This window comes from Kitasatospora sp. NBC_01302, assembly GCF_035976515.1.
Lineage (GTDB): Bacteria > Actinomycetota > Actinomycetes > Streptomycetales > Streptomycetaceae > Kitasatospora.
Genome location: NZ_CP108404.1, coordinates 7,283,537 through 7,304,389 on the forward strand (window position 1 = coordinate 7,283,537; position 20,853 = coordinate 7,304,389).

Here is a 20,853-nt window from a genome sequence, read left to right on the forward strand (position 1 = left end):
TGCCGTCAACCCCCCCTCATATCAGCTGACGAAGGGTCACCCATGCGCACCCGCCACGTCTTCCACGCCGTCGACTCGCACACCGAAGGCATGCCCACTCGGGTGATCACGGGTGGGGTCGGCGTCATCCCCGGTGCCACCATGGCCGAGCGGCGCGTCCACTTCCAGCAGCACCTGGACCACCTGCGCACCCTGCTGATGTACGAGCCGCGCGGCCACGCCTCGATGAGCGGCGCGATCCTGCAGCCGCCGACCCGGCCGGACGCCGACTACGGCGTGCTGTTCATCGAGGTCTCCGGGCTGCTGCCGATGTGCGGGCACGGCACCATCGGGGTGGCCACCGTGCTGGTGGAGACCGGCATGGTGCCGGTGGTCGAGCCGGTCACCACCGTCCGCCTGGACACCCCGGCCGGGCTGGTCACCGCCGAGGTGCGGGTGACGGACGGCGCCGCCACCGCCGTCACCATCCGCAACGTCGCCTCGTTCGCGGTCGCGCTGGACCGGAAGATCGAGGTGCCCGGCTGGGGCGCCGTCAGCTACGACCTGGCGTACGGGGGCAACTTCTACGCGATCCTGCCGGCAGCCGAGTTCGGGCTGCCCTTCGAGCGGGCGCGCAAGCAGGAGCTGCTGGCGGCGGGCCTGGCCCTGATGGAGGCGATCAACGCCTCCGCCGAGCGCCCGGTGCACCCCGAGGACCCGTCCTTCCACAGCGTCCACCACGTCAACCTGCTGGCCCCCGGCTCCACCGCCGAGCACACCCGCCACGCGATGGCGATCCACCCCGGCTGGTTCGACCGCTCGCCCTGCGGCACCGGCACCTCGGCCCGGATGGCCCAGCTGCACGCGCGCGGTGAGCTGGCGATCGGTCAGGACTTCGTCAACGAGTCCTTCATCGGCACCCGGTTCACCGGCCGACTGGTCGAGTCGACCGAGGTGGCCGGGCGGCCCGCGGTGGTCCCGACCGTCACCGGGCGGGCCTGGCTGACCGGCACCGCCCAGTACTTCCTCGACCCGAGTGACCCCTTCCCCGGAGGCTTCCTGCTGTGAGCGCCACTGTCAGCTCCTACAACCCCGCCGACCCGGCCGACCTGGTCGCCGAGGTCCCGGCCCCCGGCGCCTTCGGCACCACCGCGGCCGTCGAGCGGGCCCGGGCCGCGCAGCCGGGCTGGCTGGCGCTCGGCGCCGCCGCTCGCTCGGCCGCGCTGGGGCGGGCCGCCGACGCGGTCGAGGCACACGCCGCGGAGATGACCGCGCTCGCGGTGCGCGAGGTGGGCAAGCCGGTCGCCGAGGCGCAGGGGGAGGTGGCCAGGACCGTCGCCATCCTGCGCTACTACGCACAGGCGCCCTTCGCACCCTCCGGCGCCGTGCACGAGACCGCCGCGGGGCCGGGGCTGCTGCTCACCCGCCGTCGCCCGCACGGCGTGGCCGGGCTCATCACGCCGTGGAACTTCCCGTACGCCATTCCGCTCTGGAAGGCCGCGCCCGCGCTGGCAGTCGGCAACACCGTGGTGCTCAAGCCCGCGCCGGAGGCGAGCGCCTGCGCACTGCGGCTGGCCGAGCTGCTCGCGCTGCCCGCGGACGTGCTGACCGTGGTGCCGGGCGGCGCGGCGGAGGGGGCGGCGCTGGTCTCCGCGGCGGACGTCATCTCCTTCACCGGCTCCACCGGCACCGGGCAGGCCGTGATCCGCGCGGCCACCGAGCGCTCGGTGCCGGTGCAGGCCGAGCTGGGCGGGGTGAACGCGGCCATCGTGCTGCCGACGGCCGACGTCGAGCAGGCGGCCGCCCAGCTGGCCTTCGCCATCGCGGGGTACGCGGGCCAGAAGTGCACCGCCACCAGCCGGGTGATCGCGGTGGGCGCGGCGCTCGAACCGCTGCGCGCGGCGCTGGTCAAGGCGCTGGCGGAGGTGGAGTGCGGGCCGGTGATCTCCGAGGCGGCGCGGGAGCGGCTGACCGGCGCGGTCTCCTCGGCGGTGGCGGGCGGGGCGCAGCTGCTGACGGGCGGGCGGGTGCCCGAGCGGGCGGGCTGGTTCGTCGAACCGACGCTGCTGGAGCAGGTGCCGGACGGGGATCCGCTGCTGACCGAGGAGTTCTTCGGGCCGGTCGCGGTGCTGCTGGCCGCCGCCGATCTGGACGAGGCGGTCGCGCTGGCCAACGCCACCCGGCACAGCCTGGCGGCCTCGGTGCACACCCGGGACCTGGACGTCGCGCTCGCGGCGGCCGACCGGCTGGCGGCCGGGATGATCCGGATCAACGCGCCGTCCAGCGGGGTCGACTTCCACCTGCCGTTCGGCGGCACCCAGCAGGCCTCCTACGGCGCCCGCGAGCAGGGGGCAGCGGCGCTGGACTTCTACACCGCGAGCCGCACGATCTCGCTGCTGCCGGCGGGGGAGGTGCGGTGAGCGGGCCCGGGTCGGAGCCGTTGCCACCGGCGGGACTCGAAGTCCGGACGGTGGACTACCACACCGCCGGTGAGCCGTTCCGGATCGTCACCGCCGGTCTGCCGCCCGTTCCGGGCGGGAGCGTGGCCGAGCGCCGGGCCATCGCGCTGCGGCCGGCCGCCGGTTCGGTTGTCGGTGTCGGTGGCGCGCGGGTGCCGCGGCCCGGCCCGCTGGAGACCGTGCGGCAGCTGCTGACCCGGGAACCGCGCGGACACGCGGGGATGTACGGCGGGTTCCTGGTGCCGCCGGACGACGACGAGGCGCAGCTGGGCGTGCTCTTCTTCCACAAGGACGGCTACTCCACCGCCTGCGGTCACGGCACCATGGCGCTGGGTGCCTGGGCCGTGGACAGCGGGCTGGTCGCCGCGCCGGACGACGGCACCGCCCGGGTCTGGATCGACGTCCCGTCCGGACGGGTCGCCGCGCTGGTGCACCGCAGTGCCGGGCGCACCACGGCGGTGACCTTCCGCAACGTCCCGACCCGGGTCCTGGCCCGCAAGCTGCCGGTGGCGACCTCGGTGGGGACACTGGAGGTCGACGTGGCCGACTCCGGGGCCCGCTACGCCTCGTTGGCGGTGCCGGGCGGCGGGCCGTTCGCGGCGGCGGGCTCCGGTGCGCGGGTGGCCCCGGGCGCGCTGGCGGCGCTGGTCCCGCTCGGGCGGGAGATCCGGGCCGCGCTGCTCGACACGTACGACCTGTACGGGGTGATCTTCCATGAGGAGCTGCCCGACACCGAGGCCGGCCCGAACCAGCGCAGCGTCACCGTCTTCACGGACGGTCAGATCGACCGCTCGCCCTGCGGCTCCGGCACCTCGGCGCGGCTGGCCCTGCTCGCGGCCGACGGGCGGCTGGGCCCCGGACAGGAGTTGCGCCACGAGTCGGTGATCGGCACCGTCTTCACCGGCCGGGTCCTCGGCCACGGGCCGGGCGGTGTGCTGACCGAGGTCACCGGGCAGGCCCATCGCACCGGCGAGCACACGTTCGTGCTGGACCCGGCCGACCTGCTCGGCACCGGATTCCTGCTGTGATCACCGAGCTGGCGGTCGATCTGACGATGCGTCAGGCCATCGACGCGATCGCCGAGGTGCTGCGGGCCGGACTCGATGTGGAGGCCTGCCCGGGCCGCAGCAACGTGGCCGTACCGAGCGGCGAGCTGCTGCTGATGCCGGCCGCCGCCGACGGGTACGCGGGTGTCAAGATCGCGGGCGTGGCCCCGGCCAACCCGGCGCTCGGCCTGCCCAGGATCACCGGCAGCTATCTGCTGCTGGACGGCGCCACCCTGCTGCCGCTCGCGCTGTTGGACGGTGCGGCACTCACGGCGCTGCGCACGCCTGCCGTGACCGCTGTCGCCGTGGACCGGCTGGCCGCTGCCGATGCCGAGCACCTGGTGCTCTTCGGCGCCGGGCCGCAGGCCTACGGGCACCTCGATGCGCTGTGCGCCGTCCGGCCGCTGGGACGGGTCACGGTGGTGGCGCGCCGGGCCGAACCGGCTGCGGGGCTGGTCCGGTACGCCCAAGAGCTGGGGCTTTCGGCGCTGGCGGGGGAGCCGGACGCGGTCGCCGGGGCCGACCTGGTGGTCTGCTGCACCACCGCGACCACGCCGCTCTTCGACGGCGCGCTCGTCCGCGAGCACGCGGTGGTGGCGGCGGTCGGCTCGCACAGCCCGCGGGCGCGGGAGGTGGACGGCGTCCTGGTGGCCCGGGCCGCCTGCTACGTGGAGGCCCGGGCGGCGGCCCGGCTGGAGGCGGGGGACCTGCTGCTCGCGGACGGCGGGGCCGGGCCCGAGGCGCCGAAGGCGTGGGCCAACCTCACCGAGCTGGTGAACGGGAGGGCCGCCGTCCCGACGGACCGGCCGCGCTTCTTCAAGAGCGTCGGCATGGCCTGGCAGGACCTCGCCCTCGCCGCGGAACTTCACCGTCGCCGACGTTGACGGCTGACCCGGCGTCAAAGGGATTGCGGGGGCGTGCCGGACGGCGGGCGTGCCCGCAAGGTGGCCGGCCGGGCGGTCCGGGGGCCGTCCGTGGATCACCCGTGGGTCATCCGTGCGGCATGCGCGGACCATCCGTGGAGCATCCGTGGACCGTCTGTGGGGTGTTCGCGGTTCGCCGGCCGGGCGATTCGGCGCCGATCCGTCGCTCAGCCGTGCTGACCAGTCGAAACGTGACATTGTACGCTGGGGGCTCCGCACTCTCCGGAGGACCGCAGTGACCGAGTCAAAGCCCCGCCCCCTCATCTCCGTTCAGGAGCGTCTGCGCGACCAGGTCGCCCACGCCCTGCGGGCCGCGCTGATCTCCGGTGAGCTGCGCCCGGGTGTGGTCTACTCCGCGCCCGCGCTGGCCGCCGACTTCGGCGTCTCGGCCACCCCGGTCCGCGAGGCGATGCTTGACCTGGCCCGTGAGGGCCTGGTCGAGGCCGTGCGCAACAAGGGTTTCCGGGTCACCGAGATGACCGAGCGGGACCTGGACGACTTCACCGAGATCCGTGAGCTGATCGAGGTCCCGACGGTCGGTCGGGTCGCCCGCGGCGCCACGGCCGAGCAGTTGGAGGCGCTGCGGCCGGTCGCCGAGGAGATCGTGGCCGCCGCCCGCCAGCACGACCTGATCGGGTACCTGGAGGCCGACCGCCAGTTCCACCTGACCCTGCTGGGCCTGGCCGGCAACGCCCGCCTGGTCGAGGTGGTCGGTGACCTGCGCAAGCGCTCCCGCCTCTACGGCCTGACCCGCCTCGACCAGCGCGGCGAGCTGGTCTCCTCCGCCGAGGAGCACCTGGAACTGCTGGACCTGATGATCTCCGGCGACGCCGAGGCCGCCGAGGCCTGCATGGCCCGCCACCTCAGCCACGTCCGCTCCCTGTGGGCGGCCGGCCGCGAGGAGGCCGCGGCGGAGAAGCCGGCCCTGCGCCTGGGGACGCGGTAGCGCTCGCGGTCGACCGTCACCCGCGCAGACGTCCGTCCGCCATTTCCAGCACCCGGTCCACCTCCCTCAGGAGCGCCCGGTCGTGGGTGACCATCACCGTGGCCGTGCCGTGCTCGCGGGTGGCCTCGGCCAGCAGCCGCACGATCTGGGCCCCGCGCTCGTGATCCAGCGCGGACGTGGGCTCGTCGACCAGCAGCACCGAGGGCCGGCCGAAGAGTGCCCGGGCGATGTTGACCCGCTGGCGTTCACCACCCGAGAGCTGGTGGGGGCGGCGGCGCTGCTTGGCCTCGTCCAGCCCGACCGAGGCGAGCAACTGCTCGGCCCGGGAGCGGACCCGGCCGGGACGCTCGCCCCGCAGGTCCGCCAGGACCAGCAACTGCTCCACTGCGGTGAGCGAGGCGAGCAGATTGGACTGCTGGAAGACGATGCCCAACCGCTCGCGACGCAGCGCGGTGCGGGCCTTGGCGGACAGCGCGCCCGCGTCCTGACCGTCTATCAGCACCTGGCCGCGGTCGGGCCGCAGCAGGGTCGCGGCCACGGCCAGCAGGCTGGACTTGCCGGAACCCGAGGGCCCCACCACCGCCGTGAACTCGCCGGGCGCGACCTCCAGGTTGACCTCGTCCAGCGCGGTGAGCCGCTGCTCGCCGTCGGGGTAGGTGAGGGTCACCTCACGCAGCGCCAGGCCTGTGCGGGTGCGCGGCGTGGTCAGGGTACTGGTCATCGGGCGGCTCCCAGGGCGGTGATCGGGTCGACGGCGGTGATCCGGCGCACGGCCAGCACGGCGCCGAGCAGGCCGAGCAGCACCATGGCGGCCACCGGTACGGCCACGCTGGTCGCGCTCAGGTCGAAGGGGACGTCGGTGGCGGCGATCGCCCCGCCGGCCGCACCCGCCGCCCCGCCGAGCAGGGCGCCGGCCAGCAGCACCGCGGTGGCCTGGGCGAGTGCGTCCCGCACCAGGTAGGCGCTGCTCGCGCCGACCGCCTTGAGGACGGCGATATCGGGTTTGCGCTGGATCGTCCAGACGGTGAAGAAGGCGCCGACCACCAGCGCACTGACCGCGAAGAGGAAGGCCTGGATCAGTTGCAGGCTGCCTTGCTCGGCCGCGTAGCCGTCGATGCCGGCCAGGGCGCCGTCCAGCGTGGCGGCCTTCGTGTTCTGGGATCGATCGAGGGAGCCGAGGTCGGCGGCGCGGCCCGCGGTGATCGCCAGGGCGGTCGGGCGGGTCTGGCCGCTGAGCGCCTGCCAGGTGGGCAGCGTGGTCCAGACGGTGGGGGCGTGTGCATAGGAGCGCTGGTCCGTGATCGCGCTGACGGTCAGCGTCCGGGGCCCCAGCCGGACCTGCTGGCCGACCGCCAGGTGGCTGTCGGCGGCGGTGTCGGCGCCCACCGCGACCTGACCGTCGCCCGGGGCGGCTCCCGAGCGCAGCGGCGGCAGCAGCGGGCCGCCGGCGCCCAGCACGCTGACCGAGGTGGCGCCCCCGCCGGCGGTCAGCCTGGTCATCGAGACCCCGAGGGGCTCGACCGAAGAGATCCCGGGCGCACTCGTCCACCCCGCCTGCTGCTCGGACGAGATGGAGCTGGAGCTGAAGGAGACGGTCGGCGCGGCGCCGGCGGGCGCGCCGAAGACGATCCGGTCGGCCGGCAGCCCGGCGATGGTGGAGGAGGCCGCCGAGGCCAGCCCGCCGGTCAGCCCGTAGAGGAAGACCACCAGGGTGCTGATCAAGGTGACCACCGCGCCCATCAGGGCGAAGCGGCCCCTGGCGAAGCGGAGGTCACGCAGAGCGACGAACACGGGAACCTACTTGGTCGAGGGCGGGCGGGCGGATGGTCGTGGTCGTGTCGTGGTTGGGGGAGAGGTTGTGGCTCCACTCTGTCGGCCGGCGGGCTGCCTGCCATCGCCGAGAGGAGCGGCTCGCAAGCCGCTCGTCTGGTGGAGCCCGGAATCCATCGAACGGTTGATGCCGAGAGGTGCGGCGATGCCGTGCCCGGCCCGTACCCTCGGAAGGCGTGAGCCGCCTCAACCGTGCCGACCGGGCCGATCACCCCGGTCGTCCCACCCCTGCCCCCGTCCCTGCCCTCGCCCTCGCCGGACATTCTGTGAGCACCCCCGCCCTGCGGGTGATGAACCTCGCCCTGCACGGGCTGTTCTTCACCCTCCTGGCGGTGCTGGTGCTGCGCGGTCTGCTGGACGGCCAGCTCGGGGCGGCCGGGCTGGCCGCGGCGCTGGCGCTCGGCGCCGCCTACGCCGTCGGCGGGCTGGTGCGGCGGATCCGGTTCGACCGGCGCTGGGCCGGTGCCTGGCTCGGCGTGGTGGTGCTCCTCTGGGCGGCGCTCACGCTCGGCCACCCGGAGTTCTGCTACCTCGCCTTCCCGCTCTACTTCATCTGCCTGCACCTGCTCCCGGTGCGCTGGGCAGTGCCCGCCGTGCTGGGCCTGACCGGCCTGGTGGTAGCGGCCCAGGCCGGCACGGCGGGCGGGCTGAGCACGGCGAAGGTGCTCGGCCCGCTGGCCGGGGCCGCGGTCGCGCTGCTCACCGCCTACGGCTACGCGGCCCTCTACCGGGAGAACCGCCAGCGGCAGCACCTGATCGAGGACCTGGTACGCACCGAGGGCAAGCTGGTCGCCAGCCAGCGCGAGGCGGGGCGGCTGGCGGAGCGTCAGCGCCTGGCCCGGGAGATCCACGACACGCTCGCCCAGGGGCTCTCCAGCATCGTCATGCTGGCCCGCTCCGCCGAGGCGGCCCTGCCCGCCGACCCGCAGGCCGCCGCCGACTGGATCCGCGAAGTGGGCCGCACCGCCGCCGAGAACCTGGCCGAGGCCCGCCGCTTCGTGCAGGCGCTCACCCCGCCCGCGCTGGACGACGCCACGCTGGCCGAGGCGCTGCGCCGGCTGGCGGCCGGGCGCGGGGCGGTCTTCCACCTGGACGGCGAACCGTACCCGCTCCCGGTGGAGGCCGAGGTGGCCCTGCTCCGGCTGACCCAGGAGGCGCTGGCCAACGCCGAGCGGCATGCGGCGGCCGAGCGGATCGCGGTGACCCTCAGCTACCTGGACGACGAGGTGACGCTCGACGTGTTCGACGACGGGGTGGGCTTCGACCCCCGAGCGGTGGCCGACCCGGCGGTCGGGAGCGGCTTCGGCCTGCACGGGATGCACGAGCGGATCGCGGCGCTCGGCGGCAGTCTCACCGTCGAGTCGGCCCCGGGCGAGGGCACGGTGGTCGCGGCCTCCCTGCGGCTCGTCGCTCTCACGGGCCCGATCGGGCTGGACGAGCCGGACGGGCCGGATGGGCTGGACGAGCCTGAGCCGGACGAGCCGGGCACGCTGGGCGGCCCACCCGGGCCGGACGGCTCGGACGAGCCGTCCGGCCCGGTGCGGCCCCTGTCGTTCGACGGGTTGAGCGCGCAGGACGGCCACGAGGGGCTCGACGCCTTGGCCGCGCGCCTGCTCGGTCCCCGGGCCGCGAGCTCGGGCGAGAGTCTGGCGGCCCCGCGATGATCCAGGTGCTGCTGGTCGATGACCACCCGGTGGTGCGGCGGGGCCTGCGCGCCATGGTCGACGAGCTGCCCGAGCTGGAGGCCGTCGGCGAGGCCGGCGACGGAGCGGAGGCGCTGCGCCTGCTCGACGCCCTGCCCCGGCGGCCCGACGTGGTCCTGATGGACCTGCAGATGGGCTCCGGCATGCACGGCGTGGAGGCCACGCGGCGGATCACCGCCCTGCCCGACCCGCCCGCGGTGCTCATCCTGACCACCTACAGCACCGACGCCGACATCCTGGCCGCCGTTGAGGCCGGTGCGACCGGGTACCTGCTCAAGGACGCCCCGCCACCGGAGCTGGTCGCCGCGGTCCAGGCCGCCGCCCGGGGCGAGACGGTGCTGGCACCGCCGGTGGCGGCGCGCCTGCTCGGGCGGGTACGGGCCGGCCGGCCCACGCTGTCGCCCCGCGAGTCCGAGATCCTCCAACTGCTCGCATCGGGGCTGGCGAACCGTCAGATCTCCAAGCGCCTCTTCATCAGCGAGGCCACCGTCAAGACCCACCTGGTGCACATCTACGAGAAGCTCGGCGTGGACAGCCGCACCGCCGCGATCGCCGCCGGGCTGAGCAGCGGCCTGATCCGCGCCGGCTGACACCGCGCCGGCTGAACGGAGGGCGTCCGGAGCCGCTGGAGGTCTCCGAGGGCACCCGGAGACCGGTTGTGGCCGGGCGGCTCGGCCTGACCGCACGTCAAGGCCGGGCCGCCCGGGAACCGGGGGCGTCGCGGGGCTCAGCCCTGCTGTACGCGGGTACCAGTCATACGGCGGCACGGCCTGCCGATGGCGATGGGCACCGAGGAAGCGCGGGGCGCATGGGGGTGACACGCCCTACCCAAGCAGCCCGGCCCTGGGAGCGTCCATACCTCGGACATGACAAGGCAAAAGATTTTACGGCTTCCGGGGTGGCAAAGCGGACGATCCGCTGACGAAACGGCCTGCATCAGGAGAATCTGATGCAACCCGGCTGTGGGAGGATCGCGCCATGCCCCCCGCCTCACCGTCCCCCGCCGCCGCTGCCTCCAACTCCAGCCCCACCGCCGCGGTCGCGCGCGGTACCGCCGGCCGCGCCCAGGTCCTCGCGGCCGCCGCCGAGTTGTTCACCCGGGACGGCTACGCGGCCACCACCACCCGTGCGGTCGCCGAACGCGCCGGACTGCGCCAGTCCACCCTGTACCACCACTTCGCGAGCAAGGACGCCATCCTCGCCACCCTGCTCGAAGGCACCGTCACCCCCGCCCTCGCCCACGCCAACCGCCTGCTGGAGACCGCCGAACCGGTGCCTGGTGCCCGGCTCTGGTCGATGGTCCACTTCGACACCGCTCTGCTGCTCGGCGGCTTCTCCAACCTGGGCGCGCTCTACCTGCTGCCCGAGGTGCGAGGCGAGCGGTTCGCCGACTTCCGCCGGCTCCGCTGCGAACTCGGCGCTGCCTACCGCACCCTGCTGGCCGGGCTGGACGGTCTGCCCGCGTCGGAGCTGACCCTGCGGGCCGAGCTGGTGCTCGGCCTGGTGGAGGGCACCGTGGCCGTCTCGCGACAGTGCGCCGAGCACGCGACGGAGACGGTCTGCGTCGCGGTGGCCGATGCCGCGGTGCGCCTGGCCTGCGGGGCCGGCTGCCCGCCCGAGCGGCTCACGGCCATCCGGACGGCGGCGCACGGGCTGCCCGGCTGACCCGTGGCCCGCACACCCGACGGTCACCTGGCCCGCGATCACGCGCGGCCCGGCCCGCCCGTCCCACCCGCAGCGTCGTACAGTGGGGCGCGTGTCCACTCTTCCCGAGCCGACCCTGCCGATCATCGCCGCCCCCATGGCCGGTGGCGCCTCAACTCCCGCGCTGGTCGCGGCCGTCAGTGAGGCGGGCGGCCTCGGCTACCTCGCCGCCGGATACAGACGAGCCGACGCGATGAGCGAGCAGATCGCCCGGACACGCGAACTGACGGACCGTCCGTTCGGCGTCAACCTCTTCGTCCCCGCCGCCACCGACCCCGCCGCGCTGGCCGGCGTTCCCGCCTACCGGGCGGAGCTGCTCCCCGAGGCGGAGCGCCGGGGCGTCGCCCTGCCGGAGCGGATCGCCCCGGACGACGAGGACTGGAACGCCAAGATCGCCGCACTGCTCGCCGATCCGGTGCCCGTGGTCTCCTACACCTTCGGCCTGCCGACCCGTCAGGAGGCCGACGCACTGCGGGCGGCCGGCACCGCCCAGGTGGCCACCGTGACCAGCGTGGCCGAGGCCCGCGCGGCGGTGGCGCTGGGAGTGGACGCGCTCTGCGTCCAGGGCCCGGAGGCGGGCGGTCACCGGGGCACCCACCAGGCCGGCCCCGAACCGGGCGGTGAACCCCTGCTGGAGCTGCTCGCCCTGGTCCGCGCCGCCGTCGACCTGCCGCTGATCGCGGCCGGCGGGCTCGGCGACGGCGCCGCGATCGCCGCGGCGCTGCGGGCCGGGGCCAGGGCCGTCCAACTCGGCACCGCCTACCTGCTCGCCGAGGAGGCCGGCACCTCCGCACCGCACCGCGCGGCACTGGCCGACCCGGCCTTCACCGAGACCGTCGGCACCCGTGCCTTCACCGGCCGGGTCGCCCGCGGCCTGCGCAACGCCTTCATCGACGAGCACGCCGGGCACGCCCCCCACGCCTACCCCGAGGTGCACCACCTGACCGCCCCGCTGCGCGCCGCGGCCACCGCCCGCGCCGACACCCAGCAGATGCACCTGTGGGCGGGCACCGCCTTCGCCAAGGCCCGGCCGGGGACGGCGGGCGAGATCACCGCGCGGCTGTGGCACGAGGCGCAGCGGCAGGACACTCCCTGGCGGACGGGCACGGCACAGGAGCGGGAGCCGCGGTGAGGCCGCTGCGCGCCGCCGGGGAGCTTCAGAGCCAGCCGTCGAACCAGATCCGTGCCCGCCAGGCCGCCGTCGGGATCGGGTGGGCCGTGTAGAGCGGCAGGAACCAGACGAAGTTGGTGGCGATCGCGGTCAGCGCCAGACCGGCGACGAGGATGCGCGGGCGGGTCGGGGTGCGCAGCAGGTCCTGTGCCAGGACGGCGACGGCCAGGCAGAGGAAGGGCACGAAGGCGACCGCGTAGAAGGAGGGTGCGGCCCTGGTAGAGGAACCACGGGAGGTAGCCCGGCCGCGACCGCACCCAGCACGGCGGCGGCACGGGGGTCGCGGTGGCGTAGCAGGAGGTGGCCGAGGTAGGCCAGGGCGAGCAGGGCGGTCCACCAGAGCAGCGAGGGCATCCCGGGCGAGCAGCAGGCAGCCGAACGCGGCCAGCACCCAGAACATCAGCACGATGTCGAGCAGCGCCGTGCGGCTCATCACCAGGTGCAGCCCGTCCAGCGAGAGCAGCAGGCCGGCCAGGCAGCCCAGCGCGGTGGAGCGCAGCAGACGGCGGGCGGCCCGGCAGAGCAGCAGCACGGAGAGGGTGCCGAGCAGCGCGGGGACGAACCGCCAGCCGAACGGCGTCATGCCGAAGAGCCCCTCGCCGAGCGCGATCAGCCACTTGCCGACCGGCGGATGCGCGACGAACTCCGGTGCACGGCTGAGCCTGATCGTGGCCGGATGGGTGAGGAGCTGGGCGTCGGCCTGGTCCGGCCAGCTGCCCTCGTAGCCGTACTGCAGCAGGGACCAGGCGTCCTTGGCGTAGTAGGTCTCGCGAAGACCACCGCGCGCGGGCTACCCAGGTACCAGAACCGGAGCAGCCCGGCGAGCAGGGTGACCAGGAGCGGGCCGGTCCAGCTGCTGCTGATGGCCGCGCGCAGGGCAACGGAGGGTCGGCGGGCCGGCATGGCGCCATCCTTGGGCGGTGCCCTGCCCGGTGCGCCGATCCGCGCCGGGCCGGGGGAACGCGATCCGCCCGTTCGCCGTAGGAGCGCGGCGTACGGGCGGATCGGTTCACTCCCGGTCGGTGACCTGCGGTCAGCGGCGGCTGCGGCGGATGATCAGCATGCCACCGCCGACGCCCAGCAGGAGCGTGGCCACCAGGGCCGCCAGAGCGACGTCCCGCAGACCGGTCCCGGGCAGCGGGCCCGGCCTCCCGCCGGGGGACGGCTCCGAGGTGGGCCTCGGGCGGTGGGTGTGCGTGGGGTGCGGGGACGGGGACGGGGACGGGCTGGACGGGGTCACCGTGATGTCGGTGCTGCAGGAGCCGGACGTGTCCGTGGCGCGAAGGTTGGTACCGGCGGGGCAGTTGGTGCCGTCGCCGAGCGAGACGATCACGTTCTGCAGCTGCTTGCCACCGGCGTCGCGCCGCACCGTGAAGCTGTAGACGAGCGTCTCGGTGGCACCCGGACGGATGTCGAGGGTCCAGGTCAGCCTGGGCTCGACGTAGGAGGTCTGGCCGGTGCTGGCCTTGGCGTCGCTCTCGTACACGGCCGCAGCGAGCACGCCGGTGAAGTCGTCGACGATGGTGGCGCCGAAGTACGTCCCGGTCGCGTTGTTGGTCGCGGTCACGGTGTAGGTGACCCGGTCGCCGGGCTTGGGGTGGGCGGGGCTGACCTGCTTGTCGAGCCGCAGGTCAGGGCGGAGCGTGATCGGCTCGGTCGGCGTGGCCACCGCGGTGTGCGCGGAGGCGGACGGGTCGGGGCCACCGGTGACCACCGCGGTGTTCACCGGGACGCTGGTGGCATCCGGCGACAGTGTGCCGGTGAGCGTGTAGCTGATCGTCCGACCGGGTGCCAGCTCCACGGCGGGGCAAGTGGCGGTGCCGTTGGCGATCGGGCACGGGGTGCCGTCGGCGTCCGCGCTCATCGCCGCGCCGTCGACCTGCTCGGGGACCTGATCGGTGACCTGGACGTCACGGGCGAGCGAGGGACCGTTGTTGGTGACCGTCACCCGCCAGGCGATCGGCTGCCCGGCGATCACCGGGGAGGTGAGCAGCACCTTGGCGATGTCGAGGTGGGCCTGTCGCTCCGGCGACCCGGTCGGGGTGGCGACGGCGGTGTGGGTGGGGGTGGCCGGGTCGGGGCCGCCGGTGACGGTGGCGGTGTTGGTGGGGGTGGTGGTGGCCTCGGGGGCGAGGGTGCCGGTGATGGTCCAGGTGAGGGTGGTGCTGGCGGGGATTTCGGTGGCGGGGCAGGTGGCGGTGTTGTTGGTGATGGGGCAGGGGGTGTTGTCGGTGTCAGCGGTCATGGTGGCGTTGGTGACGCCGGTGGGGATCTGGTCGGTGACGATGACGTTGCGGGCGCGGGAGGGTCCGTTGTTGGTGACGGTGATGCGCCATTGGATCTGCTGGCCGGGGATCACGGGGTTGGTGAGCAGGGCCTTGGAGATGGTCAGGTTGGCCTGCGGGGTGGGGGAGTTGGTGGGCGAGACGACGGCGGTGTGGGCGCTGGCGGAGGGGTCGGGGCCGCCGGTGACGACTGCCGTGTTACCGGGCGTTCCGGTCGCGTTGGGGTCGAGCACACCGCTGACCGTGTAGCTGTGGGACTGGCCCGCCGCCAGCTCGATCGCCGGGCAGGTGGCGGTGCCGTTGGCGATCGGGCATGGGGTCGCGTCGGTGTCGGAGGCCATGGCCGCACCCGACACACTGTCGGGGATGCGGTCGGTGACCACGACGTCGCGGGCGAGCGAGGGGCCGTGGTTGGTCACCGTGACCCGCCACTGGATCTGGCGGCCCGGGACGACCGGGTCGGTGAGCAGGATCTTGGAGATGCTGAGCGCGGCCTGCGGTGCGGGCGAGTCGGTGGGCGAGGCGACGGCGGTGTGCGCACTGGCCGACGGGTCGGGGCCGCCGGTGACCACGGCGATGTTGGTCGGCGTAGCGGTCGCGTCCTGGGCGAGGGTGCCGCTGAGCGTGAAGGACGCGGTGGCGCCGGGCGCGATCTGCACCGGCGGGCAGGTCGCGGTGGTGCCCGTGATCGGGCACGCGGCCCCGGTCTCGTCGACCGTCATGGTGGCGCCGACCACCTCGTTCGGCACGGTGTCGGTGACCACGACGTCGCGGGCCAGCGAGGGGCCGTGGTTGGTGACGGCGACCCGCCATTGGATCTGCTGGCCGGGTACCACCGGGTTGGTCAGCAGCACCTTGGAGATGCTGAGCGCGGCCTGCGGCCGGGTGCTCTCGGAGGGCTGGGCGGTGGCGGTGTTGTTGGACGGGTCGGGGTCGGGGCCGCCGCTGACGGAGGCGACGTTGACCGGTGTGCTCGTCGCGCTCGGGTCGAGCGTGCCGGTGACTGTGTAGGAGACCGATGCCTCGGCGGCCAGCTCGATGGCCGGGCAGGTCGCGACACCGCTGCTGACCGGGCACGGTGTGTTGTCGGTGTCGGCGGTCATGGTGGCGTTGGTGACGCCGGCCGGGATCTGGTCGGTGACGACGACGTTGCGGGCGCGGGAGGGTCCGTTGTTGGTGACGGTGACGCGCCATTGGATCTGCTGGCCAGGAACCACCGGGCTGGTGAGCAGCACCTTGCCGATCTCGAGATCCGCCCGCAGGTCCGGGAGGCCGGTGGGGCTGGCGACGGCGGTGTGGGCGCTGGCCGAGGGGTCGGGGCCGCCGGTGACCACGGCGATGTTGGTCGGTGCGGTGGTGGCGTTCGGGTCGAGCACGCCCGTCACGGTGTACGAGGCCGACTGGCCGACGGTGAGTTCGATCGCCGGGCAGGTGGCGATGCCGCCGGTGATCGGGCAGCTGCGGTCGTCGACGTTCGCCTGCATGGTCGCATGGGTGACGCCGGCCGGAATCCGGTCGGTGACCACGACGTTGCGGGCGAGCGAGGGGCCGTTGTTGGTCACCGTGACCAGCCACTGGATCGGCCCGCCGGGCACCACCGGATTGGTGAGCAGGGCCTTGGCGATGGTCAGGTTCGCCTGTGGGGTGAGCAGGCCACTCGGCGAGGCGACGGCGGTGTACGCGCTCACGGACGGGTTCGGCCCGCCGGTGACGACGGCGATGTTGGTCGGCGTGGCGGTCGCGTCCTGGGCGAGCGTGCCGGTGAGCGTGTAGGACTGCACCTGGCCCACGGCCAGCTCGAGGGGCGCGCAGGTCGCGGTGCCGTTGGTGATCGGGCAGACCGTGCTGTCGGAGTCGGACTGCAGCACGGCGTCCGCCACACCGTCGGGGATGCGGTCGGTGACGACGACGTTCCGCGCGCGGCTGGGGCCGTTGTTGGTGACGCTGACGCGCCACTGGACCTGCTGGCCGGGGATCACCGGGTTGGTGAGCAGGACCTTCGAGACGGCCAGGTTCGCATGGGCCACGGGGGAGCCGGTGGGGCTGGCGACGGCGGTGTGGGCGAAGACCGAGGGGTCGGGGCCGCCGGTGACGACCGCGGTGTTGGTGGGCGTTGTCGTGGCGTCGGCGGCCAGGGTGCCGCTGACCGTCCAGGAGAGCGTGCCGCCGGTGGGGATTTCGACGGCGGGGCAGGTGGCGGTGCCGTTGGTGATCGGGCAGGTGCTGTCATCGGCATCGGCGGTCATCGTGGCGTTGTTCACGCCGGCCGGGAGCTGGTCGGTGACCACGACGTTCCGAGCCCGGGACGGCCCGTTGTTGGTGACGGTGACGCGCCATTGGATCTGCTGGCCGGGAACGACGGGGTTGGTGAGCAGGGCCTTGGAGATGGTCAGGCTCGCCTGGAGCGCGGGCGAACTCGTCGGCGAGGCGACGGCGGTGTGGGCGCTGGCCGAGGGGTCGGGGCCGCCGGTGACGGCGGCGGTGTTGGTGGGTGTGGCGGTGGCGTTGGGGTCGAGCGTGCCGCGCACCGTCCAGGAGAGCGAGCCGCCTGCGGGGATCTCGACGGCGGGGCAGGTGGCGGTGCCGTTGGTGATCGGGCAGGTGCTGTCATCGGCGTCGGCGGTCATCGTGGCGTTGTTGATGCCGGTGGGGATCTGGTCGGTGACGATGACGTTGCGGGCGCGACTGGGGCCCTTGTTGGTGACGGTGACGCGCCATTGGATCTGCTGGCCGGGGACGACCGGGGTGGTGAGCAGCACCTTGGAGATCGCAAGCTTCGCCTGGAGCGAGGGCGAGGTCGACGGTGTTGCGACGGCAGTGTGAGCCGATGCCGAGGGGTCAGGGCCGCCCGTGACGACGACGGTGTTGTCGGGCGCGGTGGTGGCGTTGGGGTCGAGTACGCCGCTGACCGTCCAGGTCGCGGAACCGCCTGCGGGGATTTCGGTGGCTGGGCAGGTGGCGGTGCCGTTGGTGACAGAGCAGGGGGTGCTGTCGGCGTCGGCCGTCATCGTCGCCTCGGTCAGGCTGGCGGGGATCTGGTCGGTGACGACGACGTTGCGGGCGCGGCTGGGTCCGTCGTTCGTGACGGTGACGCGCCATTGGATCTGCTGACCGGGGATGACCGGGTTGGTCAACAGGGTCTTGGTCACTGCCAGGTTCGCCTGGGGGGACGGCGAGTTGGAGGGCGAGGCGATGGCGGTGTGGGCGGAGGCCGAGGGGTCGGGGCCGCCGGTGACGACCGCGGTGTTGGTGGGCGTTGTCGTGGCGTCGGCGGCCAGGGTGCCGGTCACGGTCCAGGTGGCAGAGCCGCCTGCGGGGATCTCGGTGGCGGGGCAGGTGGCGGTGGTGCCGCTGATCGGGCAGGGGGTGCCGTCGGCGTCGGTGGTCATGGTGGCGCCGGTGATGCCGGTGGGGATCTGGTCGGTGAGGACGACGTTACGTGCCCGGGAGGGTCCGTTGTTGGTGACGGTGACGTGCCATTGGATCTGCTGGCCGGGGACGACCGGGTTGGTGAGCAGCACCTTCGAGATGGTCAGGTTCGCCTGCGGTGTGGGCGAGTTGGAGGGCGAGGCCATGGCGGTGTGGGCCGATGCCGAGGGGTCGGGTCCGCCGGTGACCACCGCGGTGTTGGTGGGTGTCGTTGTGGCGTCAGCCGCCAGGGTGCCGCTGACCGTCCAGGAGAGCGAACCGCCTGCGGGGATTTCGACGGCCGGGCAGGTGGCGGTGCCGTTGGCGATCGGGCAGGCGCTGTCGTCAGCCTCGGCGATCATGGTGGCGCCGGTGATGCCGGTGGGGATCTGGTCGGTGAGGACGACGTTACGGGCGCGGGAGGGTCCGTTGTTGGTGACGGTGACGTGCCACTGGATCTGCTGGCCGGGGACCACCGGGTCGGTGAGCAGCACCTTCGAGATGGTCAGGTTCGCCTGCGGTGTGGGCGAGTTGGAGGGCGAGGCGATGGCGGTGTGAGCCGATGCCGAGGGGTCAGGTCCGCCGGTGACCACCGCGGTGTTGGTGGGTGCGATGGTGGCGTTGGGGTCGAGCGTGCCACTGACCGCCCACGTCAGCGAACCGCCGGCGGGAATCTCGACAGCGGGGCACGTCGCGGTGGTGCCGCTGATGGGGCAGGGGGTGCCGTCGGCGTCGGCGGTCATGGTGGTGCCGGTGACGCCTGTGGGGATCTGGTCGGTGACGACGACGTTCCGTGCCCGTGAGGGTCCGTTGTTGGTGACAGTGACGCGCCACTGGATCTGCTGCCCCGGCACGACGGGGCTCGTGAGCAGCGCCTTGGAGATCGCCAGGTTCGCCTGGACCGACGGTGAGGTGGACGGTGAGGCGATGGCGGTGCGGACCGAGGCGGAGGGGTCGGGTCCGCCGGTGACGGTGGCGGTGTTCACCGGCGTTGCTGTCGCGTCGGGCGGCAGGGTGCCGGTGAGCGTCCACGTCAGCGAGGCACCGACGGGGATCTCGACGGCCGGGCAGGTGGCGGTGCCGCCGCTGATCGGGCAGGGCGTGCCGTCGGCGTCGGCGGTCATCGTGGCGCCGGTGACGCCGACCGGGACCCGGTCCCGGACGACCACGTTGCGCGCCAGCGAGGGTCCGTTGTTGGTGACCCGGACCTGCCACTGGATCTGCTGCCCGGCCACCACGGGGTTGGTCTGCAGCACCTTGGAGATCACCAGGTTCGCCTGCCCGTCGGGCGGCAGCGGGTTGGCGGTGCTGGTGCAGTTCGGCGAGCAGTTCGGGTCGGTGGCGCCGCTGGGCGGTGTGACGGTGGCGCGGTTGTCGAGCGAGCCGGTGGCGGTCGAGGGGACGGTGCCGGTCACGGTGTAGGTGACCTGGCCGCCGGCCGGGATGTTGACCGTGGTGTTGATGTTCCCCGTCCCGCTGCTGGTGCTGCCGCAGCTGCTGCCGCCGGTCGCCGTGCAGGACCAGGTGAAGCCCTGGATCGCGGCGGGCAGCGTGTCCTGCACGGTCACACCGGTCGCGTCGGAGGGGCCGGCGTTGCGCACCACGATGGTGTAGGTCAGCGACTGGCCCGGGACGTACCGGTTCTTGTCCGGCGTCTTGGTGACGGACAGGCCGGTCCTGGGCAGTGCGGGGGTGTTGAGCGTGCTGGAGCAGGTCGGGCCGCAGTTGTCGTCGGCGGTGGCCGCGGGACGGGTGACGGTGGCCGTGTTGGCGAGGGTGCCGGTGGTGTTCGCGGGGACGGTGCCGGTGACGGTGTAGCTGACCGTGCCGTTCACCGCGATGTCCGCGGTGGTGTCGATGGTACCGGTGCCGCTGGTCGGACTGTTGCAGGTGCTGGGCGCGGTCGCCGAACAGGTCCAGGTGAACCCGGCGAGCGCGGACGGCAGGGTGTCGCGGATGGCTGCCCCGAGCGCCGGGGCCGGGCCCGCGTTGGTGGCGGTGATCGTGTAGGTGAGGCTCTCGCCGGGGGTGTAGCTCGCCTTGTCCGCGGTCTTGTTGATCGCCAGGGCGACCTGGGTGACCCACTCGATGGTCACCTCGCCGTTGCCGCCGTTGGAGTTGGCCCCGCCGGCACCGACACCGCTGCTGTACAGCGGGTCGTTGCTGCCGCCCGCGGTGCCGCCGACCTGGTTCTGCGTGCTCATCCCGCCGTTGGCGGTCTGCGCGCCGCTGACGCCGCTGCCGCCGGTGTAGCCGGAGCCGCCGCCGCCCATGCCGTTGGCCTCGGGCCCGCCGGAGCGCTGGCACTCGCCGCCGCCACCGCCGAACAGACCGCTGCCGCCACCGCCACCGCCCTCGTAGCCGGTGTCGCCGGCGCCCGCACCGCCCAGGTACCGGCCGCCCGCGGTGGCCGGGGCGCCGGCGCCGCAGCGGGTGTCGGTGGCCGCGGCGCCGCCGGCGCTCTGGGTGCCGCCCCGGCCGGAGACCGTCGGCTGGCTGTCCTGGCCGCCGGTGCTGCCGCCGCCGCTGCCGCCGGCGGGGTTGAGGGTGTCGGCGCCCGGTGAGGAGCCGCCACCGCCGCCGGCGATCAGCAGTGGGGTGGAGGCGTAGGCACCGTTCCACAGCGCGCTCAGGCCACCGCCGCTGCCGCCGGAGGCGAGGCTCTTGCCGACACCGCCCGCCCCGCCGCCGCCGTAGGTGCGGCTGGTGCCGTTCTGGACGCCGCCCTGGCCACTGGTGACGGTGAAGCTCTGACCGGGCGTCACCGCGACGGTGCCGGTGGTGTAGCCGCCGCCACCGCCGCCGCGCTGGCCGGTGTAGTACGCGCTCGGCGAGCCGCCGCCACCACCGCCCCAGAGGCGGACGAAGACGCTGCTCACGCCGGGTGGCACGGTGAAGGACTGGTCGGCGCCGCTGTAGGTGAACCGGGAGCAGTTGGTGAAGCTGCCGGTGGGCGTGCAGGAGACCACGGCACGCTGCTGCTCGCCGGGGTCGGCGGAGCCCGCCTGTTCGGGGGCGGCCTGCGCGGGGGCGTCGGTCGCGGCCTGCGCGGTCGACTCGCCTGTGTCGGCCGACGTGCCGGTCGACGTGCCGGTCGATGTGCCGGTCGGCGTGGCCGTCGGCTCGGGCGCGGAGGCCGAGGGGGACGCTGCCGTCGGTGTGGACGAGGCCGCCGGTGCGCTCCCGGGGACGGAGGCGGACGCCGACGCAGCAGACGGGGCCGCGGATGTCGCCGCCGGTGTGGCCGCCGGCGCGGTGGCGCGCGTCGGGGCGGCCGCCGACAGGCGCACGGGGGTGGCTGCGAGGGCGAAACCGCCTTGCGGGATCAGGCAGAGGAGTGCGAGGACGCACCGCACCACCGTGGAGAGCCGACCCTCGAAGCCAGCCCTGGACCGCACC

12 protein-coding genes and 1 pseudogene are annotated in these 20,853 nt (G+C 74.1%); 9 read left to right on the plus strand and 4 right to left on the minus strand.

Annotated features, from left to right (window positions below; all coding sequences use genetic code 11):
- The first annotated feature begins 42 nt into the window (after positions 1-42).
- The 5 genes from OG294_RS31975 (at position 43) to OG294_RS31995 (ending at position 5,353) form a co-directional block, all read left to right on the plus strand.
- On the plus strand, positions 43-1,047 hold the full coding sequence (locus tag OG294_RS31975) for a proline racemase family protein (RefSeq protein ID WP_327070037.1): 1,005 nt from the start codon (positions 43-45) through the stop codon (positions 1,045-1,047).
- Entirely contained in the window at positions 1,044-2,399 is a 1,356-nt protein-coding gene (locus OG294_RS31980; protein WP_327070038.1) for an aldehyde dehydrogenase family protein, read from the plus strand. The genes OG294_RS31975 and OG294_RS31980 overlap by 4 nt, the downstream gene beginning before the upstream one ends.
- A gap of 50 nt (positions 2,400-2,449) precedes the next feature.
- Positions 2,450-3,466 carry a proline racemase family protein gene (locus tag OG294_RS31985; RefSeq protein ID WP_442789257.1) on the plus strand — a complete coding sequence of 339 codons (1,017 nt, stop codon included), beginning with the start codon at positions 2,450-2,452 and terminating at the stop codon, positions 3,464-3,466.
- Positions 3,463-4,368 (plus strand): ornithine cyclodeaminase family protein, encoded by a 906-nt coding sequence (locus OG294_RS31990; RefSeq protein WP_327070039.1) that lies wholly within the window; start codon positions 3,463-3,465, stop codon positions 4,366-4,368. The genes OG294_RS31985 and OG294_RS31990 overlap by 4 nt, the downstream gene beginning before the upstream one ends.
- Before the next feature lie 274 nt (positions 4,369-4,642).
- A complete protein-coding gene (locus tag OG294_RS31995; protein WP_327070040.1) occupies positions 4,643-5,353 on the plus strand; it encodes a GntR family transcriptional regulator in 711 nt (236 codons plus the stop codon).
- Between the two features lie 16 nt (positions 5,354-5,369).
- Here OG294_RS31995 and OG294_RS32000 read toward each other — a convergent pair whose 3' ends face one another.
- Positions 5,370-6,074: an ABC transporter ATP-binding protein gene (locus tag OG294_RS32000; protein WP_327070041.1), complete on the minus strand. Its 705-nt coding sequence runs from the start codon at positions 6,072-6,074 to the stop codon at positions 5,370-5,372.
- A complete protein-coding gene (locus tag OG294_RS32005) occupies positions 6,071-7,144 on the minus strand; it encodes an ABC transporter permease (RefSeq protein WP_327070042.1) in 1,074 nt (357 codons plus the stop codon). Before OG294_RS32005 ends, OG294_RS32000 begins: the two co-directional genes overlap by 4 nt.
- A gap of 305 nt (positions 7,145-7,449) precedes the next feature.
- On the opposite strand from OG294_RS32005, the gene OG294_RS32010 reads away from it, so the two are divergent.
- The 4 genes from OG294_RS32010 to OG294_RS32025 all read left to right on the plus strand — a co-directional run bounded on the left by OG294_RS32010 (position 7,450) and on the right by OG294_RS32025 (position 11,722).
- Positions 7,450-8,847, plus strand: coding sequence for a sensor histidine kinase (locus OG294_RS32010; RefSeq protein WP_327070043.1), 1,398 nt, complete (start codon positions 7,450-7,452; stop codon positions 8,845-8,847).
- Entirely contained in the window at positions 8,844-9,476 is a 633-nt protein-coding gene (locus OG294_RS32015) for a response regulator transcription factor (protein ID WP_327070044.1), read from the plus strand. Before OG294_RS32010 ends, OG294_RS32015 begins: the two co-directional genes overlap by 4 nt.
- 388 nt (positions 9,477-9,864) lie before the next feature.
- Positions 9,865-10,551 (plus strand): TetR/AcrR family transcriptional regulator, encoded by a 687-nt coding sequence (locus tag OG294_RS32020; protein ID WP_327070045.1) that lies wholly within the window; start codon positions 9,865-9,867, stop codon positions 10,549-10,551.
- 136 nt (positions 10,552-10,687) lie between these two features.
- Positions 10,688-11,722 (plus strand): nitronate monooxygenase, encoded by a 1,035-nt coding sequence (locus OG294_RS32025; RefSeq protein WP_442789373.1) that lies wholly within the window; start codon positions 10,688-10,690, stop codon positions 11,720-11,722.
- Positions 11,723-12,101: 379 nt separating this feature from the next.
- On the opposite strand, the pseudogene OG294_RS41250 reads toward OG294_RS32025, so the two are convergent.
- Positions 12,102-12,664: pseudogene (locus OG294_RS41250) on the minus strand (phospholipid carrier-dependent glycosyltransferase); the annotation flags it as partial.
- A gap of 130 nt (positions 12,665-12,794) precedes the next feature.
- Entirely contained in the window at positions 12,795-20,852 is an 8,058-nt protein-coding gene (locus OG294_RS32035; RefSeq protein ID WP_327070047.1) for a DUF7927 domain-containing protein, read from the minus strand.
- Position 20,853 lies beyond the last annotated feature (1 nt).

Coding starts and splice junctions, on each gene's coding strand:
- OG294_RS32015 (WP_327070044.1), top strand. CDS start 8,844: ATGATCCAGGTGCTGCTGGTCGATGACCACCCGGTGGTGCGGCGGGGC.
- OG294_RS32000 (WP_327070041.1), bottom strand. CDS start 6,074: ATGACCAGTACCCTGACCACGCCGCGCACCCGCACAGGCCTGGCGCTG.
- OG294_RS31975 (WP_327070037.1), top strand. CDS start 43: ATGCGCACCCGCCACGTCTTCCACGCCGTCGACTCGCACACCGAAGGC.
- OG294_RS32025 (WP_442789373.1), top strand. CDS start 10,688: ATGGCCGGTGGCGCCTCAACTCCCGCGCTGGTCGCGGCCGTCAGTGAG.
- OG294_RS32020 (WP_327070045.1), top strand. CDS start 9,865: ATGCCCCCCGCCTCACCGTCCCCCGCCGCCGCTGCCTCCAACTCCAGC.